Below are 13,461 nucleotides of genomic sequence, written 5' to 3'. Positions count from 1 at the left end.
CCAGAGGGTATCGCGCCGCTCGGTGGTGTAGGTGCCCCGTGTCTGGGTCGCGCTCGGTGCTGGCGCGGCCGGCGGCGTGGCCGGACGCGGTGTGCCCGGCGTGTTGGCGCGCGCTCGCGGCGTGGCCGGTACCTGGGGCGCGAACGGCGCTGCCGCAGCCTGGGGGGTATAGAGCGGCGGATCCAGCAACACGGTGTACTCGCGCAGGATCCGGCCACTCGGCCAGTTCACTTCCAGCAGGAAGTTGAGATAGGGCTCGCGCACCGGACGCGCCGAGGTCACGCGGATGACGGTGCGCCCGTTGCGCACCTCCGGGGTGAACTTGAGATCGTTGAGAAAGAAGGCGCGGTCGACGCCGGCCTTGCCGAAATCCTCGACGGACGCCAGATTGGGGCGCAACTCGGCGGTACCGAGATCACGCAGGTCCGACAGATCGATGGTGGCATCGAAGGGCTGATTGAGGGCCGAATTGAGGTGGATCTCCCCCAGGCTGAGGGCCTGGGCCGCGCCAGACATCAAGGCGCTCGCCGCTGCAATTGCCCGCACCAGTTTCTGAACTCGAACCATGACCGTCCCTTTTAAGAAGCTGTCGATCGCGCCACCGTGCGGGCGCCTGTGTCCATCGCTGCGTGCCACGTCCACTGCCCTTTTGCTCAAGCCAAAAGAGCGAAGCATTTCACGAAGTATCTTTTAGGCCGACTGTTTAAGCAACAATTCGGCCAGCTGAACGGCCGTCAGTGCCGATAATCTGACATTGTCCGCCACCAGCCAACATTCCAGCCGGCGGGCATCCCGCGGATGCAGCCTCACCCGTCCCACCAGCACCTCTTCCCGGCCCAGGGCATCGCCCACGGCAGACGGGCAATCGAGTTCTTCGTCGAGCGCCAGGCCCGGCTCGTCACCCAGGGCCTCCAGCACCTGCTCCAGCTGCCAGGGCGCCTGGGCCCTCAGGCTGAGCGCCAGGCTGTCGCCAAAGAACACCGGCGCCTGCACGGCGGTGACGTCCAGCACCGGCAAGCGCGCTCCCAGCACCTGCTGACATTCGTCCAGCAAGCGATGTTCCTGGGCAGTATAGCCATCCGCTGTCGCTGCGCCGGTGCGACCGAGCAGATTGAAGGCCAGCTGTCCTTCGAACAGCCGCGCCTCGACCGGTCGACCGTTGAGCAATTCAGTGGCCTGCCGCGCCAATTCCTCGGCGCCACCACGGCCGGCACCGGAGGCGGCCAGGCACGCCGTCAGGGACGCATCATTGAGAGCATTCAAGCGAGCGAGCACGGCAGCCACGCTGGCGGCCGCCTGGGCAGCTGCCAGGGGAACGCCGAGCCAGGCGGCAGCCGGGAGCTGGTCGAGGCGCTCGCCATTGATGCGTGGTAGCACGGACAACGCGGCCGAGGCGCCGCTGAGATCCAGCACGGCGCAACCGGCAGCGACCAGTTGCGGCCGCAGGGTTTCGACCACGGCGGCCGGCGCGGCCAGGATGACGATGCCGACCTGGGCGAAATCGAAGCCGTCGAGGCCGGTGACGCGCAGATTGCTGCCTCGGAAGGGCAGATTCTGCCCCGCCGACTCACCGCTGGCGAGCAGGTGCAGGCGCCCGAGGGGCACGTCGCGCTCGTCGAGGAGTTCGCGAATGGCTTCGCCGTAGGCACTGGTGGCACCGACGAGGGCGATATCTCTGGCAGTCATGATGGGACGGTCCGCAACGAAAGAGGGCCGCACTTTACTGGCGGCCCTCCTCTATAAGCAAACGTTTAGCCGTCGGCTCACTGCTCCAGCAGGATGCGCAGCATCCGCCGCAGCGGCTCCGCGGCGCCCCACAGCAGCTGGTCGCCCACGGTGAAGGCGCCCAGGTACTGGGAACCCATGTTCAGCTTGCGCAGCCGGCCGACCGGTACGCTCAGGGTGCCGGTGACGGCCGCTGGCGTGAGGTCGCGCATGCTGACCTCGCGGTTGTTCGGCACCAGCTTGACCCAGGGATTGTGCTGACTGATCAGACCATGGATGTCGGACAGCGGCACATCCTTGTTCAGCTTGATGGTCAGCGCCTGGCTGTGGCAGCGCATGGCGCCGATGCGCACGCAGATGCCGTCCACCGGGATGGGATTCTTGAAGCGCCCGAGGATCTTGTTGGTCTCGGCCTGGGCCTTCCATTCCTCGCGGCTCTGGCCGTTGGGCAGTTCCTTGTCGATCCAGGGGATCAGGCTGCCGGCCAGGGGGACGCCGAATTGCTCGGTGGGGAAGGCTTCGCTGCGCAGGGTCTCGGCGACCTGGCGGTCGATGTCGAGGATGGCGCTGGCCGGATCGGCCAGGCTGTCGGCCACGGCGGCGTGGGTCGCGCCCATCTGGCGGATGAGCTCGCGCATGTTCTGGGCGCCGGCGCCGGAGGCGGCCTGGTAGGTCATGGCGCTCATCCAGTCCACCAGACCGGCTTCGAACAGCCCGCCCAGGGCCATCAGCATCAGGCTGACGGTGCAGTTGCCGCCGATGAAGTCCTTGCGGCCATCGGCCAGGGCCTGGTCGATGACGCGGCGATTGACCGGGTCCAGCACGATGACGGCGTCATCCTGCATGCGCAGGCTGGAGGCCGCGTCGATCCAGTAGCCTTTCCAGCCGGCCTGGCGCAGCTTGGGGAACACCTCGCTGGTGTAGTCGCCGCCCTGGCAGGTGAGGATGACGTCGAGGGTCTTGAGCTCGTCGATGCTGTAGGCATCCTTGAGCGGCGCCACGCCCTTGCCGATGGCCGGGCCTTCGCCGCCGACGTTGGAGGTGGTGAAGAACACGGGCTCGATCAAGTCGAAATCCCGTTCTTCGAGCATGCGCTGCATGAGCACGGAGCCCACCATGCCACGCCAACCGATCAGACCTACACGTTTCATCGCTACTGCACCTTTATTGTCTTGAGGACGGCCGCCTCCCCCGGCGGCCGATCAGATAGGCCTGCCTGAAAAGTCGCCGAGCGACGGTCAGGCAAGGCGAAAATCAGCGAGGAAGCGCAGTTTACACCGCGTAAATGAGCATTCCGAGCTGGTTTTCAACGCCGCCTGGCCGAGCGCAGGCACTTTTCAGGTAGAGCCTACCGCCTTACGAGGGCGGCCACTACTGCTTCGCCCATCTCGCGGGTACCGACCCGCTGCTTGCCTTCCGACCAGATGTCGCCGGTCCGCAGCCCCTGGTCCAGCACCTGGCCCACCGCCACCTCGATGGCCTCGGCCGCCGCGGCGGCGCCAAAGGTGTATCTGAGCATCATGGCCACCGAAAGGATGGTCGCGAGGGGGTTGGCCACGCCCTGGCCGGCGATGTCGGGTGCCGAGCCGTGGCAGGGTTCATACATGCCCTTGTTGTTGGCATCCAGGGACGCCGAGGGCAGCATGCCGATGGAACCGGTCAGCATCGAGGCTTCGTCGGAGAGGATGTCGCCGAACATGTTGTCGGTGACGATGACATCGAACTGCTTGGGTGCACGGACCAGCTGCATGGCGGCGTTGTCGACGTACATGTGGCTGAGTTCGATGTCCGGATAGTCCTTGGCCACCTCCTCCACCACTTCGCGCCACAGGCGGCTGGACTCGAGGACATTGGCCTTGTCCACCGAACACAGCTTGCCGCCACGCAGACGGGCCATGTCGAAGCCGACGCGAGCGATGCGGCGGATCTCGCCTTCGCTGTACGGCAGGGTATCGAAGGCCAGGCGCTCGCCGTTCTCCAGCACCCGAGTCTCGCGCGGCGAGCCAAAGTAGATGCCGCCGGTCAGCTCGCGGACGATGAGGATGTCCAGGCCGGAGACCACTTCCGGCTTGAGGGTCGAGGCCTCGGCCAGTTGCGGATAGAGGATGGCCGGGCGCAGGTTGCCGAACAGGCCCAGGGCGGAACGGATCTTCAGCAGACCACGCTCGGGACGGATGTCGCGTTCGAGCTTGTCCCACTTGGGACCGCCCACGGCGCCCAGCAGCACGGCAGCGGCGGCGCGGGCGCGCGCCAGGGTCTCATCGGCCAGGGGCACGCCGTACCGGTCGATGGCGGCGCCGCCCAGGTCGTCATGGACCAGTTCGAAGCCGAGGTCATGGTCGCGGTTGACCACTTCCAGCACCTTGACCGCCTCGGCCATGATTTCCGGACCGATGCCGTCGCCCGGCAGGATGAGGATCTGCTTGCTCATTGTCTTTTCCTGTCTCAAATCAGATGGGCTGAGCCCAGAGAACCATGACGTCGACGGTGAAGGAGCCGTCGCGGTCGATTTCGAAATAATGGCGCACTTCCTGGCCGATCTTGCTCTGCAGGCTGCGAATGGCCTGGCACTGCGGCTCGGGGGTGCGCATGCGCGCGGTCCAGCTGGCGAAGTCCAGGCGCAGGCGCTGGCGACGGCAGCGGGTCACGCCAAGGCGCGCCATGTCCAGCAGGCGGTGCCACTCGGCGAAGGAATAGTTACGCACGTGGCTGATGTCGCGCAGGATTTCCACCGTCTGCAGATAGGTATCCAGGCGCGGATTGGCCGGCGAGATCACATCGATGATGGCCATCTCGCCGCCATGGCGCAGCACCCGGCGCACTTCGCGCAGGGCCGCGCCGATGTCGCGCCAGTGGTGCGCCGAATAGCGGCTGAAGACGAAGTCGAAGCTGGCATCACCGAAGGGCAGGTGCTCGGCCATGCCGGGCTGGACGCTGATGTTGTCCAGGCCCTGCTCGGCCGCGCTGCGCTTGACCACCGAGAGCATTTCCTCGGCCAGATCCAGGGCGATCACCTGCCCGGCCACGGGCGCCACGTTGTAGCTGACGTGACCGCCCCCGCAACCGAGATCCAGCACCTTGGCGCCTTCCCGCTGGGCCACGGCGTCGCGCAGCTCGAGGAGCTCGGCGCCCTGGGCATGGACGGCACTGGTCAGATAGGCCTCGGCGGTGGCGCCGAATTGCTGCTGTACGTGTTGCTCGTGGTCACCGCTCATGGAGCCTCCGGAAGGAGCGCCGGCCGCGCGGGCCGGCGACTGGGTTCAGGCGCTGGGGAACATCCAGGGACTGCTCTGGCGATAGCGGGCTTCGAAACTCCCGATGGCGTCGGCATCCTGCAGGGTCAGGCCGATGTCGTCCAGGCCGTTGAGCAGGCAGTGCTTGCGGAAGGCATCGATCTCGAAGGACAGCGCCACGCCATCGGGACGGCGCACGGTCTGGCTCTCGAGATCGACCACCAGCTGGTAGCCCTCGTTGGCTTCGACCTGGCGGAACAGCTCGTCCACCTCGGCATCGCCGAGGATGATCGGCAACAGACCGTTCTTGAAGCTGTTGTTGAAGAAGATGTCGGCGAAACTCGGCGCGATCACCGAACGGAAGCCGTAGCCATCCAGGGCCCAGGGCGCGTGTTCACGGCTGGAACCGCAGCCGAAGTTCTCACGGGCCAACAGGATGCTGGCGCCCTGGTAGCGCGGCTGGTTGAGCACGAACTCGGGATTCAGCGGCCGCTTGCTGTGGTCCTGGCCGGGCTGGCCGACGTCCAGGTAGCGCCACTCGTCGAACAGGTTGGGGCCGAAGCCGGTGCGCTTGATCGACTTGAGGAATTGCTTGGGAATGATCTGGTCGGTGTCGACGTTGGCGCGATCCAGGGGTGCGACCAAACCGGTGTGCTGGGTAAAGGCTTGCATGGTCAGGCTCCTCAGGCGTTGGCGAAGTCGCGGACGTCGACGAAACGACCGGCGATGGCGGCAGCGGCGGCCATCGCCGGGCTCACCAGGTGGGTGCGGCCACCGGCTCCCTGACGGCCCTCGAAGTTGCGGTTGGAGGTGGAGGCGCAATGCTCGCCACTCTCCAGGCGGTCGGCGTTCATCGCCAGGCACATGGAGCAGCCCGGCTCACGCCATTCGAAACCGGCTTCGATGAACACCTTGTCCAGGCCTTCGCGCTCGGCTTGCGCCTTGACCAGGCCGGAGCCGGGTACCACCAGCGCCTGCTTGAGGGTGGCGGCGACCTTGCGGCCCTTGGCCACGGCGGCGGCGGCGCGCAGGTCCTCGATGCGGGAATTGGTGCAGGAGCCGATGAAGACGCGATCCAGCACGATGTCGGTGATCGGCTGGTTGGCCTTGAGGCCCATGTACTTCAGGGCACGCTCGATGGAACCGCGCTTGACCGGATCGGCTTCGCGAGCCGGGTCCGGCACCTGTTGATCGACGGCCAGGACCATCTCCGGCGAGGTACCCCAGCTGACCTGCGGCTTGAGCTGAGTGGCGTCGAGTTCGACTACGGTGTCGAAATGGGCGTCGGCATCGGACACCAGGCCACGCCACTGGGCGACAGCGGCCTCCCAGACGGCACCGGTGGGCGCGAAGGGACGGCCTTCAACGTAGTCGATGGTGGTCTGGTCCACCGCCACCATGCCGACCCGGGCACCGGCTTCGATGGACATGTTGCAGATGGTCATGCGGCCTTCCATGGACAGGGCGCGGATGGCGCTGCCGGCGAATTCGATGGCATGGCCGTTACCGCCGGCGGTGCCGATCTTGCCGATCACCGCGAGGACGATGTCCTTGGCAGTGACGCCAAAGGGCAACTCACCCTCCACCTTCACCAACATGTTCTTCATCTTCTTGGCCACCAGGCACTGGGTGGCGAGCACGTGCTCGACCTCGGAGGTGCCGATGCCATGGGCCAGGGCACCGAAGGCGCCGTTGGTGGAGGTGTGGGAGTCACCGCAGACCACGGTCATGCCGGGCAGCACGGCGCCCTGCTCCGGACCGATCACGTGGACGATGCCCTGGCGGACGTCGTTCATCTTGAATTGGGTGACGCCGAAGTCGTCGCAGTTCTCGTCCAGGGTGCGGACCTGGATGCGCGAGATCTCGTCCTTGATGGAATCGAGGCCTTCCTTGCGATCGGGGGTGGTCGGCACGTTGTGATCGGGGGTCGCCAGGTTGGCGTCCAGACGCCAGGGCTTGCGGCCGGCCAGACGCAGGCCTTCGAAGGCCTGGGGCGAGGTCACTTCGTGGATGATGTGGCGGTCGATGTAGAGCAGCGCGGAACCGTCGTCGCGCTGCTTGACCAGGTGCATATCCCAGAGTTTGTCGTAGAGCGTCTTGCCAGCCATGGTGGATTCCTCATCAGGCGTGGAACGGCACGGGCCTTTGCATGCCCTTGGTGCTTGTGGGGTCAAAGATACCGCGCTAGGCTCGCATGAAACAAATTCATCTTTTTCATGAAGCGCATAACCAACAGGAATTCGACGTCTTGGACCTCGCCAATCTGAATGCCTTTGTCGCGGTGGCCGAAACCGGCGGCTTCTCCGACGCCGGCGAGCGCCTGCACCTGACCCAGCCGGCGGTGAGCAAGCGCATCGCGGCCCTGGAGCTGCAACTGGGGCTGCGACTGTTCGATCGCATCGGGCGCGAGGTCAGCCTGACCGAGGCGGGACGCGCCCTGCTCCCCCGCGCCTATCAGATTCTAGACGTGATCGATGACACCCGGCGGGCGCTGACCAATCTCAATGGCGCCATCGGTGGCCGGCTGACGCTGGCGACCAGTCACCACATCGGCCTGCACCGCCTGCCGCCGATCCTCAGGCGCTTCACCCGGGACTATCCCGACGTCGCCCTGGATATCCGCTTTCTCGATTCGGAAGCGGCCTACGACGAGATCCTGCATGGGCGGGTGGAGCTGGCCATCATCACCCTGGCGCCCCAGACCGCGGCGCCGATCAAGGCGGTACCCGTGTGGAGCGATCCCCTGGACTTCGTGGCGGCGCCCGAACATCCGCTGGCGAACCAGGCGGAGATCACCCTGGCCGATGTGGCGCGGCATCCGGCGGTGTTTCCCGGTGGCAATACCTTTACCCGCCTGATCGTGCATGGATTGTTCGATGCCCAGGGACTGATACCCAATATCGCCATGAGCACCAACTACCTGGAGACCATCAAGATGCTGGTGTCCATCGGCCTGGCCTGGAGCGTGCTGCCGCGGACCCTGCTGGACGATCAGGTAAGCCGGCTGCCGCTGCCGGGGATTCAGCTGGAGCGACGGCTGGGGTACATCCTGCATACGGAGCGCACCCATTCGAATGCGGCGCAGGCGTTCATGGGATTGCTGGATGAGGTGGAGCGGGCATAGTGAGCGGCGTTCGATGGCCCGGTTAACCGTAGCGTGGAAAACGGCGCAGCCTTTTCCACCCGGGTGTTCGTTGGCGAAAAGCGCCCTCACCCCAACCCTCTCCCGCAGGGAGAGGGGGCTGGCCAAGCGAGCGCTCGACTCCATCAGGCGCAGGTTTGGCTGAGGCGGCTTTATCCTCGAAGCCCAACAGTGGGGAGTTGGCTTGGCCTTGTTGGGCTTCGCTGCGCTCAACCCAACCTAGGGTGCCGACAGGAACATATCAGCCCTTCTTGAGCTTTTTCAGGCGCTTCTTCGACTTGTCGATGACTTCCTTGCGCTCGCGGTCCTTGAGCTCCTTCCAGCCCTTGATCTCTGAGCGTTTGCGGCCACATCCCTGGCAGACGTCGTCTTTGATCTTGCACTGGCTGATACAGGGACTTTCGACCTTACCCACGGCAACCTCGGAAATGAAAAAGGCCCTGCAGTATAACCACCGCAGGGCCCTGTCCAGCGCCATCCGGCAGGATGGTGGGCTATGGGGGCGATTTAGAAAACCGCTTGAACCTTCAGGCCGCCCACCACGGCGTTATCGACTTCACGCACGCCACCCGGACTCTTGATGTACTGGAGGTTGGGGCGCACGGTCAGCCAGTTGGTCACGTGCACGCCGTAGTAGATCTCGGCGTCGTACTCGTTGTGCTGCAGGGGCGTGTAGGCCGGATCATCGTAGTCGGTGGCACCGGCGGCCTGGTTGAGGGCGCGCTGGTTGTCGCGGAAGTCGCTGTTGGTGCTGATGCGCGCGACGCCGAAGCCGATGTCATCCTTGGGACGGCCGTCGAAGGGGCCCTTGTACACCAGACCGGCCTGGACGTAGTTGCTGACCTTGTTGACGTCCTTGGCATGGGCGGTGAAGTTGGCGAACACCGACAGGCCGCGGCTCGGATCATCGTTGTGCGCGGTGATCTGCTGACGCGCCACGACCCAGTAGCCGTGCTTGCTGGAGTGCTCCTTGTAATCCAGCCCGGTAAGGGCGGCGGAGTCGCCATTGACGTCTTCGTAGACGTCGTTGGCATCGGCGGTGCTGTAGTAGTAGCCGACGCGGTATTCGCCCGGCAGGCCGTTGACCTTGGGCGACCAGACCATTTCCACCGGCAGGACCGCACCCTTGGTGCCACTTCCGTTTAGCTTGAAGCCGTTGCCGGTTTCCAGCAGCGACGGATTCTGCTCGTAGGCGCCGACCTGGACGAACAGCTCGGGGGTCAGGCTGTACTTGACGCGCAGGGCCCACTGACTGACCGGCCAGTTGTACCAGACGCCTTCCCAGTTGCCGACCTGGGAACCGCAGAACGCCAAATTCTGGAAGTCGCACTCGAAGGAGTTGAAGTCCTCGCCTTCGCCGAAGCGACCGGCCTTGATGTCCAGCCGGCCGTCGAAGAAGCCCTTGGACAGCCACAGCTGGGTCAGACGCCAGGTCTGGCCACGGCCATAGACTTCCTGCACCGAGGAGTAGCCGCCCACGCGCGGATCGGTAATGCGGTCATCGGTCAGGTTGCGGCCGTCACGGGAGGTGATGGCCAGCTTGAACACCGAGTTCTCCCAACCGGCGATCTTGTTCATGTCGCCCCAGAGGCCGAACATGTACTGGGAGCTCCAGCGCCCGGTGCGGTCGTCGTCGTAGCCGCCACGCAGGTTGGTCGCGCCCTCGCCGACGTATTCGAGCTTGATGTCCCAGCCCTTGTCGCGCAGGTCCTTGCGCACGCCACCCCAGTCACCGGTCATGGTGTTGCCCAGCGGCTCGAAGGCGGCCTCGGTGTTGTTGACGCCACTGAAGTTGCCACCCGGATTGGCCTGGGGCGCCGCCTGGGCACCCGCGGCGACCGCCAGGGCCAGCAGCGATACCAGGGGCAGTGCGCGCCCCGGACGATTCTTGTGGTTTTGCTTGTTCATTACTGAGATCCCTTTTTATTGAAGTGATGACACCCAGGGCCCGAAACCCGCGTCTCTAATACTTACGGCAGGACGTTGAGGACTTCGTAACAGGCACCCATGGTGTGGTAGTCGACCTTGCCGGCCGGACTCTTGTCGTCGGAGTACTTCTGGTTCCGACGGTCGAGCAGGCGCCACCACGCGCCGTGCTCGTGATCGATGAAATGCGTCCAGCTGTAGCGCCAGAGCGCCTCATAGTGTTCCCAGTAGCGGGCCTCGCCACTGCGCTCCGCGAGCAACGCGGCGGCGGCCAGGGCCTCGGCCTGCACCCAGAAGTACTTGTCCGGATCGCAGGGCGAGCCGTCCGGGGCGAAGCCGTAATAGAGGCCGCCGTGCTCGCCATCCCAGCTCAGGCGCCAGGAGATGTCGAACAGCGCCTGGGCACGCGGCAGCAACCAGGGCTGGGGGCGATGGCGTTCGAGGATCAGCAGCAGCTTGGCCCATTCGATCTGGTGCCCCGGCTGGAAACCCCAGGGCCGGAACAGGTTGGCCGGATCGTCGCGGTTGTAGTCCCAGTCGATGGACCAGTCGCTGTGGTAGTGCTCCCAGACCAGGCCACCGGGGACCTCGTCGGCCACCCCGCCCTGCCCCAAGGTCAGCGCGGCCTGGCGCTGGGTCATGTTGCGCGCCAGGGTCTCGGCGCGATCCAGGTAGCGCACCTCGCCGCTGGCTTCGAAGGCGGCGAGCAGGGCTTCGCAGGCGTGCATGTTGGCGTTCTGGCCGCGATACGGCGCCACGGTCTGCCAGTCGGCGCTGATCTCGTCGACATAGAGGCCATCGGCTTCACGCCAGAAGTGGGTCTCCAGGGATTCCCAGGCTTCGCTCAGCCAGTTGCGCGCTTCCTGGATGCCCGCCTGCAGGCCATGGGCGTAGGCCAGCACCACGAAGGCCAGGCCATAGCAGTGATTGGTGCCATCCACTACTTGGTCGCCGTCGAGCAGCCAGGCATAGCCGCCGTTGGCCTGGCGATGCCGCTCGCGCAGGTATCTCAGGCCGTGGCGGGTCGCTTCCAGAAAGGCCGGATCGCCATAGTGCCGGTAGGCCATGGCGAAATCGAAGACGAAGCGGGTGCTGGAGACCAGGTGGCGGGTCTGCCGATCGTAGACCGTGCCATCGTCCTTGAAGAAATGATAGAAGCCGCCCTGCGGATCGACACAGCGGGGATGGTAGAACGCCAGGGTATGGCGGACGTGCTCCAGCAGGGTGTCGCGACGACGAAAATCGGGGAAGTCCATCGGGTTTCCTTGACGACTATTGTTGTTGTGGGAAAGCGGTCTAGTGCGGACTCACCTGCAGCAGGGCTTCGACGTCGGCACGGGTCGGCGCATAGGCGCCAGCATGGCGGCAGGACACCGAGGCACTGGCCGCGGCGAATCTCAGGCGCTGCTGCAGGTCGGTCAGGCCCAGCAGGCCGGAGGCCAGCCAGCCGGCCATGCAGGCATCACCGGCACCCACGGTGTCGGCCACATCCACGGCGATGGCGGCCTGTTGCCACTCGCCTTCCGACGTATAGAGCACCAGGCCGTGCTCGCCGCGGGTGAAGAGGATGCGGGCATGGGGATTGAGGGCGCGCAATTCGTCCAGCGCGTCGCGCTCGTCCAGGCCCGGATAGATCTGGCGGATGTCTTCGTCGGACAGCTTGATGTCGTCGGCCAGGCGCACCAGCTCGGGGAAGGTCTGCTGGCGATAGCGATCGTCCATCAGGTTGCGCCAGTTGGGATCGTAGCTCAGGCGCTTGCCGGCGGCCTTGGCCTGGCGGGCCAGGTCCAGCAGGGTGTCGGCCAGCGGATAGCGGGCTAGGCTGATGCAGCTGAAATGGCAGACCTCGGCGGCCTCCAGCCAGCCTTCGGGCAGCAGCGCCGGGTCGAACCGGAGATCGGCTTCGCCGGCGAAGAAATAGCGCGGCGGACGGCTCGACGGCACGATGGCCACCAGCGGATCGGCGGCGACGCGCTGCAGGAAGCGGGTATCGAGGCCGGCGGTTTCCGACTGCCAGGCGATCTCGTCACCCAGCCCGTCCTGGCTGATGGCGCCGCCGAAGGCGCTTGCCACGCCCAGCCGGGCCAGGCCACGCGCCACGTTCCAGGGGGCACCGCCCGGATAACCCCGCCATTCGCCAGGATTACCCTGAACGATGTCGGTGAGGGCTTCGCCAAAGACCACGACGCGGGGTAGTGCCATTGTTGTTCTCCTGTCTGTCACGGCGGCCGGAGGAGCACTCCTGGCCTCTGGTAGGGCCGCAACCCGACGTCAGGCGCGGCGGCGGGCGGACCTTACCATTGCTGTAACGTTTCAGCCATGAGCTACGTTCAAGAAAGTCGGCGACCGCTCGCAGGATCGAACAGCACCGCCCGTCGCGAATCGATCCGCCACAGCACCTGGTCGCCGGCCCGCGGCGCCTCGCCCGGAGCGACCCGGCAGCAGACCTTGGTGCCGTTCCATTCGGCATACAGCAGGGTGTCGGGACCGGTCGGCTCGACCACCTGGATCCGCGTCAGGATGCCTGGCACCGCGTTGTCGGCCGGATGCGCCGACTGGATCTGCTCCGGGCGCACCCCAAGGATAGCCTCGCGTCCCGCGAGCGCCGGATCCAGATCGGGCAAATCCACCTGGCTGTCGCCGGTATCGCCGGTGACGCGGGCGACCACCCTGCCCTCGCGCGCTTCCAGGCGCACCGGCACGAAGTTCATCGGCGGCGAGCCGATGAAGCTGGCGACGAAGAGATTGGCCGGGTTGTTGTAGATCTCCTCGGGAGTACCGAACTGCTGCACCTCGCCATCCTTCATCACCGCGACCCGATCGCCCAGGGTCATGGCTTCGATCTGGTCGTGGGTGACGTAGACGGTGGTGGTCTGCAGGCGCTGGTGCATCAGCTTGATCTCGGTGCGCATCTCCACCCGCAGCTTGGCGTCGAGGTTGGACAGCGGCTCGTCGAACAGATAGAGCTTGGGCCGGCGCGCCAGGGCGCGACCCATGGCTACCCGCTGCTGCTGGCCACCGGAGAGCTGCGCCGGCTTGCGTTCGAGCAGGTGCTCGATCTGCAGCAGCTTGGCGACGCGCGCCACCTCGGCGTCGATCTGCTCCCTGGGGGTCTTGCGGATCTTCAGGCCGAAGGCGATGTTCTCGCGCACGGTCATGGTCGGATACAGGGCGTAGGACTGGAACACCATGGCGATGTCTCTGTCCTTGGGCTCGACCTGGGTGACGTCCTCGCCGTCCAGGCAGATGGCGCCGCTGCTGATGTCTTCCAGGCCGGCGATGGCGTTCATGAGGGTGGATTTGCCGCACCCGGAGGGGCCCACCAGGATGAGGAACTGACCCGCGTCGATGCGGATGTCGATGCCCTTGAGGGCTTCCTGGGCGGCGTTGCCGTAGGTCTTGCGTACGCTTTTGAGTTCGAGAGCTGCCATGGTG

Annotated in this window: 13 protein-coding genes; 1 reads left to right on the top strand and 12 read right to left on the bottom strand. The window is 65.7% G+C overall.

Annotated features, from left to right (window positions below; genetic code table 11):
• From GSQ95_RS10940 to leuC, 7 genes are all read right to left on the bottom strand, one after another.
• On the bottom strand, nucleotides 1-567 hold a 567-nt coding region (locus tag GSQ95_RS10940), incomplete at its 3' end, for a FimV family protein (protein WP_372241640.1).
• A gap of 123 nt (nucleotides 568-690) precedes the next feature.
• Complete coding sequence (locus GSQ95_RS10935) at nucleotides 691-1,686, bottom strand: aspartate-semialdehyde dehydrogenase (RefSeq protein WP_158895370.1); 996 nt, start codon at nucleotides 1,684-1,686, stop codon at nucleotides 691-693.
• 77 nt (nucleotides 1,687-1,763) lie between these two features.
• Nucleotides 1,764-2,876 carry an aspartate-semialdehyde dehydrogenase gene (gene asd, locus GSQ95_RS10930; protein WP_133860861.1) on the bottom strand — a complete coding sequence of 371 codons (1,113 nt, stop codon included), beginning with the start codon at nucleotides 2,874-2,876 and terminating at the stop codon, nucleotides 1,764-1,766.
• A gap of 197 nt (nucleotides 2,877-3,073) precedes the next feature.
• On the bottom strand, nucleotides 3,074-4,156 hold the full coding sequence (leuB, locus tag GSQ95_RS10925) for a 3-isopropylmalate dehydrogenase (RefSeq protein WP_158895368.1): 1,083 nt from the start codon (nucleotides 4,154-4,156) through the stop codon (nucleotides 3,074-3,076).
• Nucleotides 4,157-4,175: 19 nt separating this feature from the next.
• Nucleotides 4,176-4,940 carry a class I SAM-dependent methyltransferase gene (locus GSQ95_RS10920; RefSeq protein ID WP_158895366.1) on the bottom strand — a complete coding sequence of 255 codons (765 nt, stop codon included), beginning with the start codon at nucleotides 4,938-4,940 and terminating at the stop codon, nucleotides 4,176-4,178.
• A gap of 45 nt (nucleotides 4,941-4,985) precedes the next feature.
• Entirely contained in the window at nucleotides 4,986-5,630 is a 645-nt protein-coding gene (gene leuD, locus GSQ95_RS10915; protein WP_158895364.1) for a 3-isopropylmalate dehydratase small subunit, read from the bottom strand.
• Nucleotides 5,631-5,641: 11 nt separating this feature from the next.
• Entirely contained in the window at nucleotides 5,642-7,066 is a 1,425-nt protein-coding gene (leuC, locus tag GSQ95_RS10910) for a 3-isopropylmalate dehydratase large subunit (RefSeq protein ID WP_133860865.1), read from the bottom strand.
• A gap of 140 nt (nucleotides 7,067-7,206) precedes the next feature.
• Between leuC and GSQ95_RS10905 the strand changes: the two genes are divergently transcribed.
• Nucleotides 7,207-8,082, top strand: coding sequence for a LysR family transcriptional regulator (locus GSQ95_RS10905; protein ID WP_158895362.1), 876 nt, complete (start codon nucleotides 7,207-7,209; stop codon nucleotides 8,080-8,082).
• A gap of 259 nt (nucleotides 8,083-8,341) precedes the next feature.
• Here GSQ95_RS10905 and GSQ95_RS10900 read toward each other — a convergent pair whose 3' ends face one another.
• From GSQ95_RS10900 to GSQ95_RS10880, 5 genes are all read right to left on the bottom strand, one after another.
• The gene (locus tag GSQ95_RS10900) at nucleotides 8,342-8,515 is read right to left on the bottom strand and encodes a DUF1289 domain-containing protein (protein ID WP_082900493.1); all 174 of its coding nucleotides are present in this window, start codon (nucleotides 8,513-8,515) and stop codon (nucleotides 8,342-8,344) included.
• 92 nt (nucleotides 8,516-8,607) lie between these two features.
• Nucleotides 8,608-10,008 (bottom strand): carbohydrate porin, encoded by a 1,401-nt coding sequence (locus GSQ95_RS10895; RefSeq protein ID WP_158895360.1) that lies wholly within the window; start codon nucleotides 10,006-10,008, stop codon nucleotides 8,608-8,610.
• Between the two features lie 62 nt (nucleotides 10,009-10,070).
• A complete protein-coding gene (locus GSQ95_RS10890; RefSeq protein WP_158895358.1) occupies nucleotides 10,071-11,282 on the bottom strand; it encodes an AGE family epimerase/isomerase in 1,212 nt (403 codons plus the stop codon).
• A 40-nt stretch (nucleotides 11,283-11,322) separates the two neighbouring features.
• Nucleotides 11,323-12,228 carry a carbohydrate kinase gene (locus tag GSQ95_RS10885; protein ID WP_158895356.1) on the bottom strand — a complete coding sequence of 302 codons (906 nt, stop codon included), beginning with the start codon at nucleotides 12,226-12,228 and terminating at the stop codon, nucleotides 11,323-11,325.
• A 128-nt stretch (nucleotides 12,229-12,356) separates the two neighbouring features.
• Nucleotides 12,357-13,457, bottom strand: a complete 1,101-nt coding sequence (locus GSQ95_RS10880) for an ABC transporter ATP-binding protein (protein WP_158895354.1) — start codon at nucleotides 13,455-13,457, stop codon at nucleotides 12,357-12,359.
• Nucleotides 13,458-13,461: the final 4 nt, after the last annotated feature.

The sequence above is a fragment of the Pseudomonas sp. BAV 4579 genome (assembly GCF_009765395.1).
GTDB lineage: Bacteria > Pseudomonadota > Gammaproteobacteria > Pseudomonadales > Pseudomonadaceae > Chryseomonas > Chryseomonas aestiva.
This window is presented reverse-complemented; position numbering and strand designations above follow the sequence as displayed.

Bases quoted from the DNA above. Each gene is read 5' to 3' on its own strand.
- GSQ95_RS10880 (WP_158895354.1), bottom strand. From the start codon at position 13,457: ATGGCAGCTCTCGAACTCAAAAGCGTACGCAAGACCTACGGCAACGCC.
- GSQ95_RS10885 (WP_158895356.1), bottom strand. From the start codon at position 12,228: ATGGCACTACCCCGCGTCGTGGTCTTTGGCGAAGCCCTCACCGACATC.
- leuD (WP_158895364.1), bottom strand. From the start codon at position 5,630: ATGCAAGCCTTTACCCAGCACACCGGTTTGGTCGCACCCCTGGATCGC.
- leuC (WP_133860865.1), bottom strand. From the start codon at position 7,066: ATGGCTGGCAAGACGCTCTACGACAAACTCTGGGATATGCACCTGGTC.
- GSQ95_RS10920 (WP_158895366.1), bottom strand. From the start codon at position 4,940: ATGAGCGGTGACCACGAGCAACACGTACAGCAGCAATTCGGCGCCACC.
- GSQ95_RS10890 (WP_158895358.1), bottom strand. From the start codon at position 11,282: ATGGACTTCCCCGATTTTCGTCGTCGCGACACCCTGCTGGAGCACGTC.
- asd (WP_133860861.1), bottom strand. From the start codon at position 2,876: ATGAAACGTGTAGGTCTGATCGGTTGGCGTGGCATGGTGGGCTCCGTG.
- GSQ95_RS10935 (WP_158895370.1), bottom strand. From the start codon at position 1,686: ATGACTGCCAGAGATATCGCCCTCGTCGGTGCCACCAGTGCCTACGGC.
- GSQ95_RS10895 (WP_158895360.1), bottom strand. From the start codon at position 10,008: ATGAACAAGCAAAACCACAAGAATCGTCCGGGGCGCGCACTGCCCCTG.
- leuB (WP_158895368.1), bottom strand. From the start codon at position 4,156: ATGAGCAAGCAGATCCTCATCCTGCCGGGCGACGGCATCGGTCCGGAA.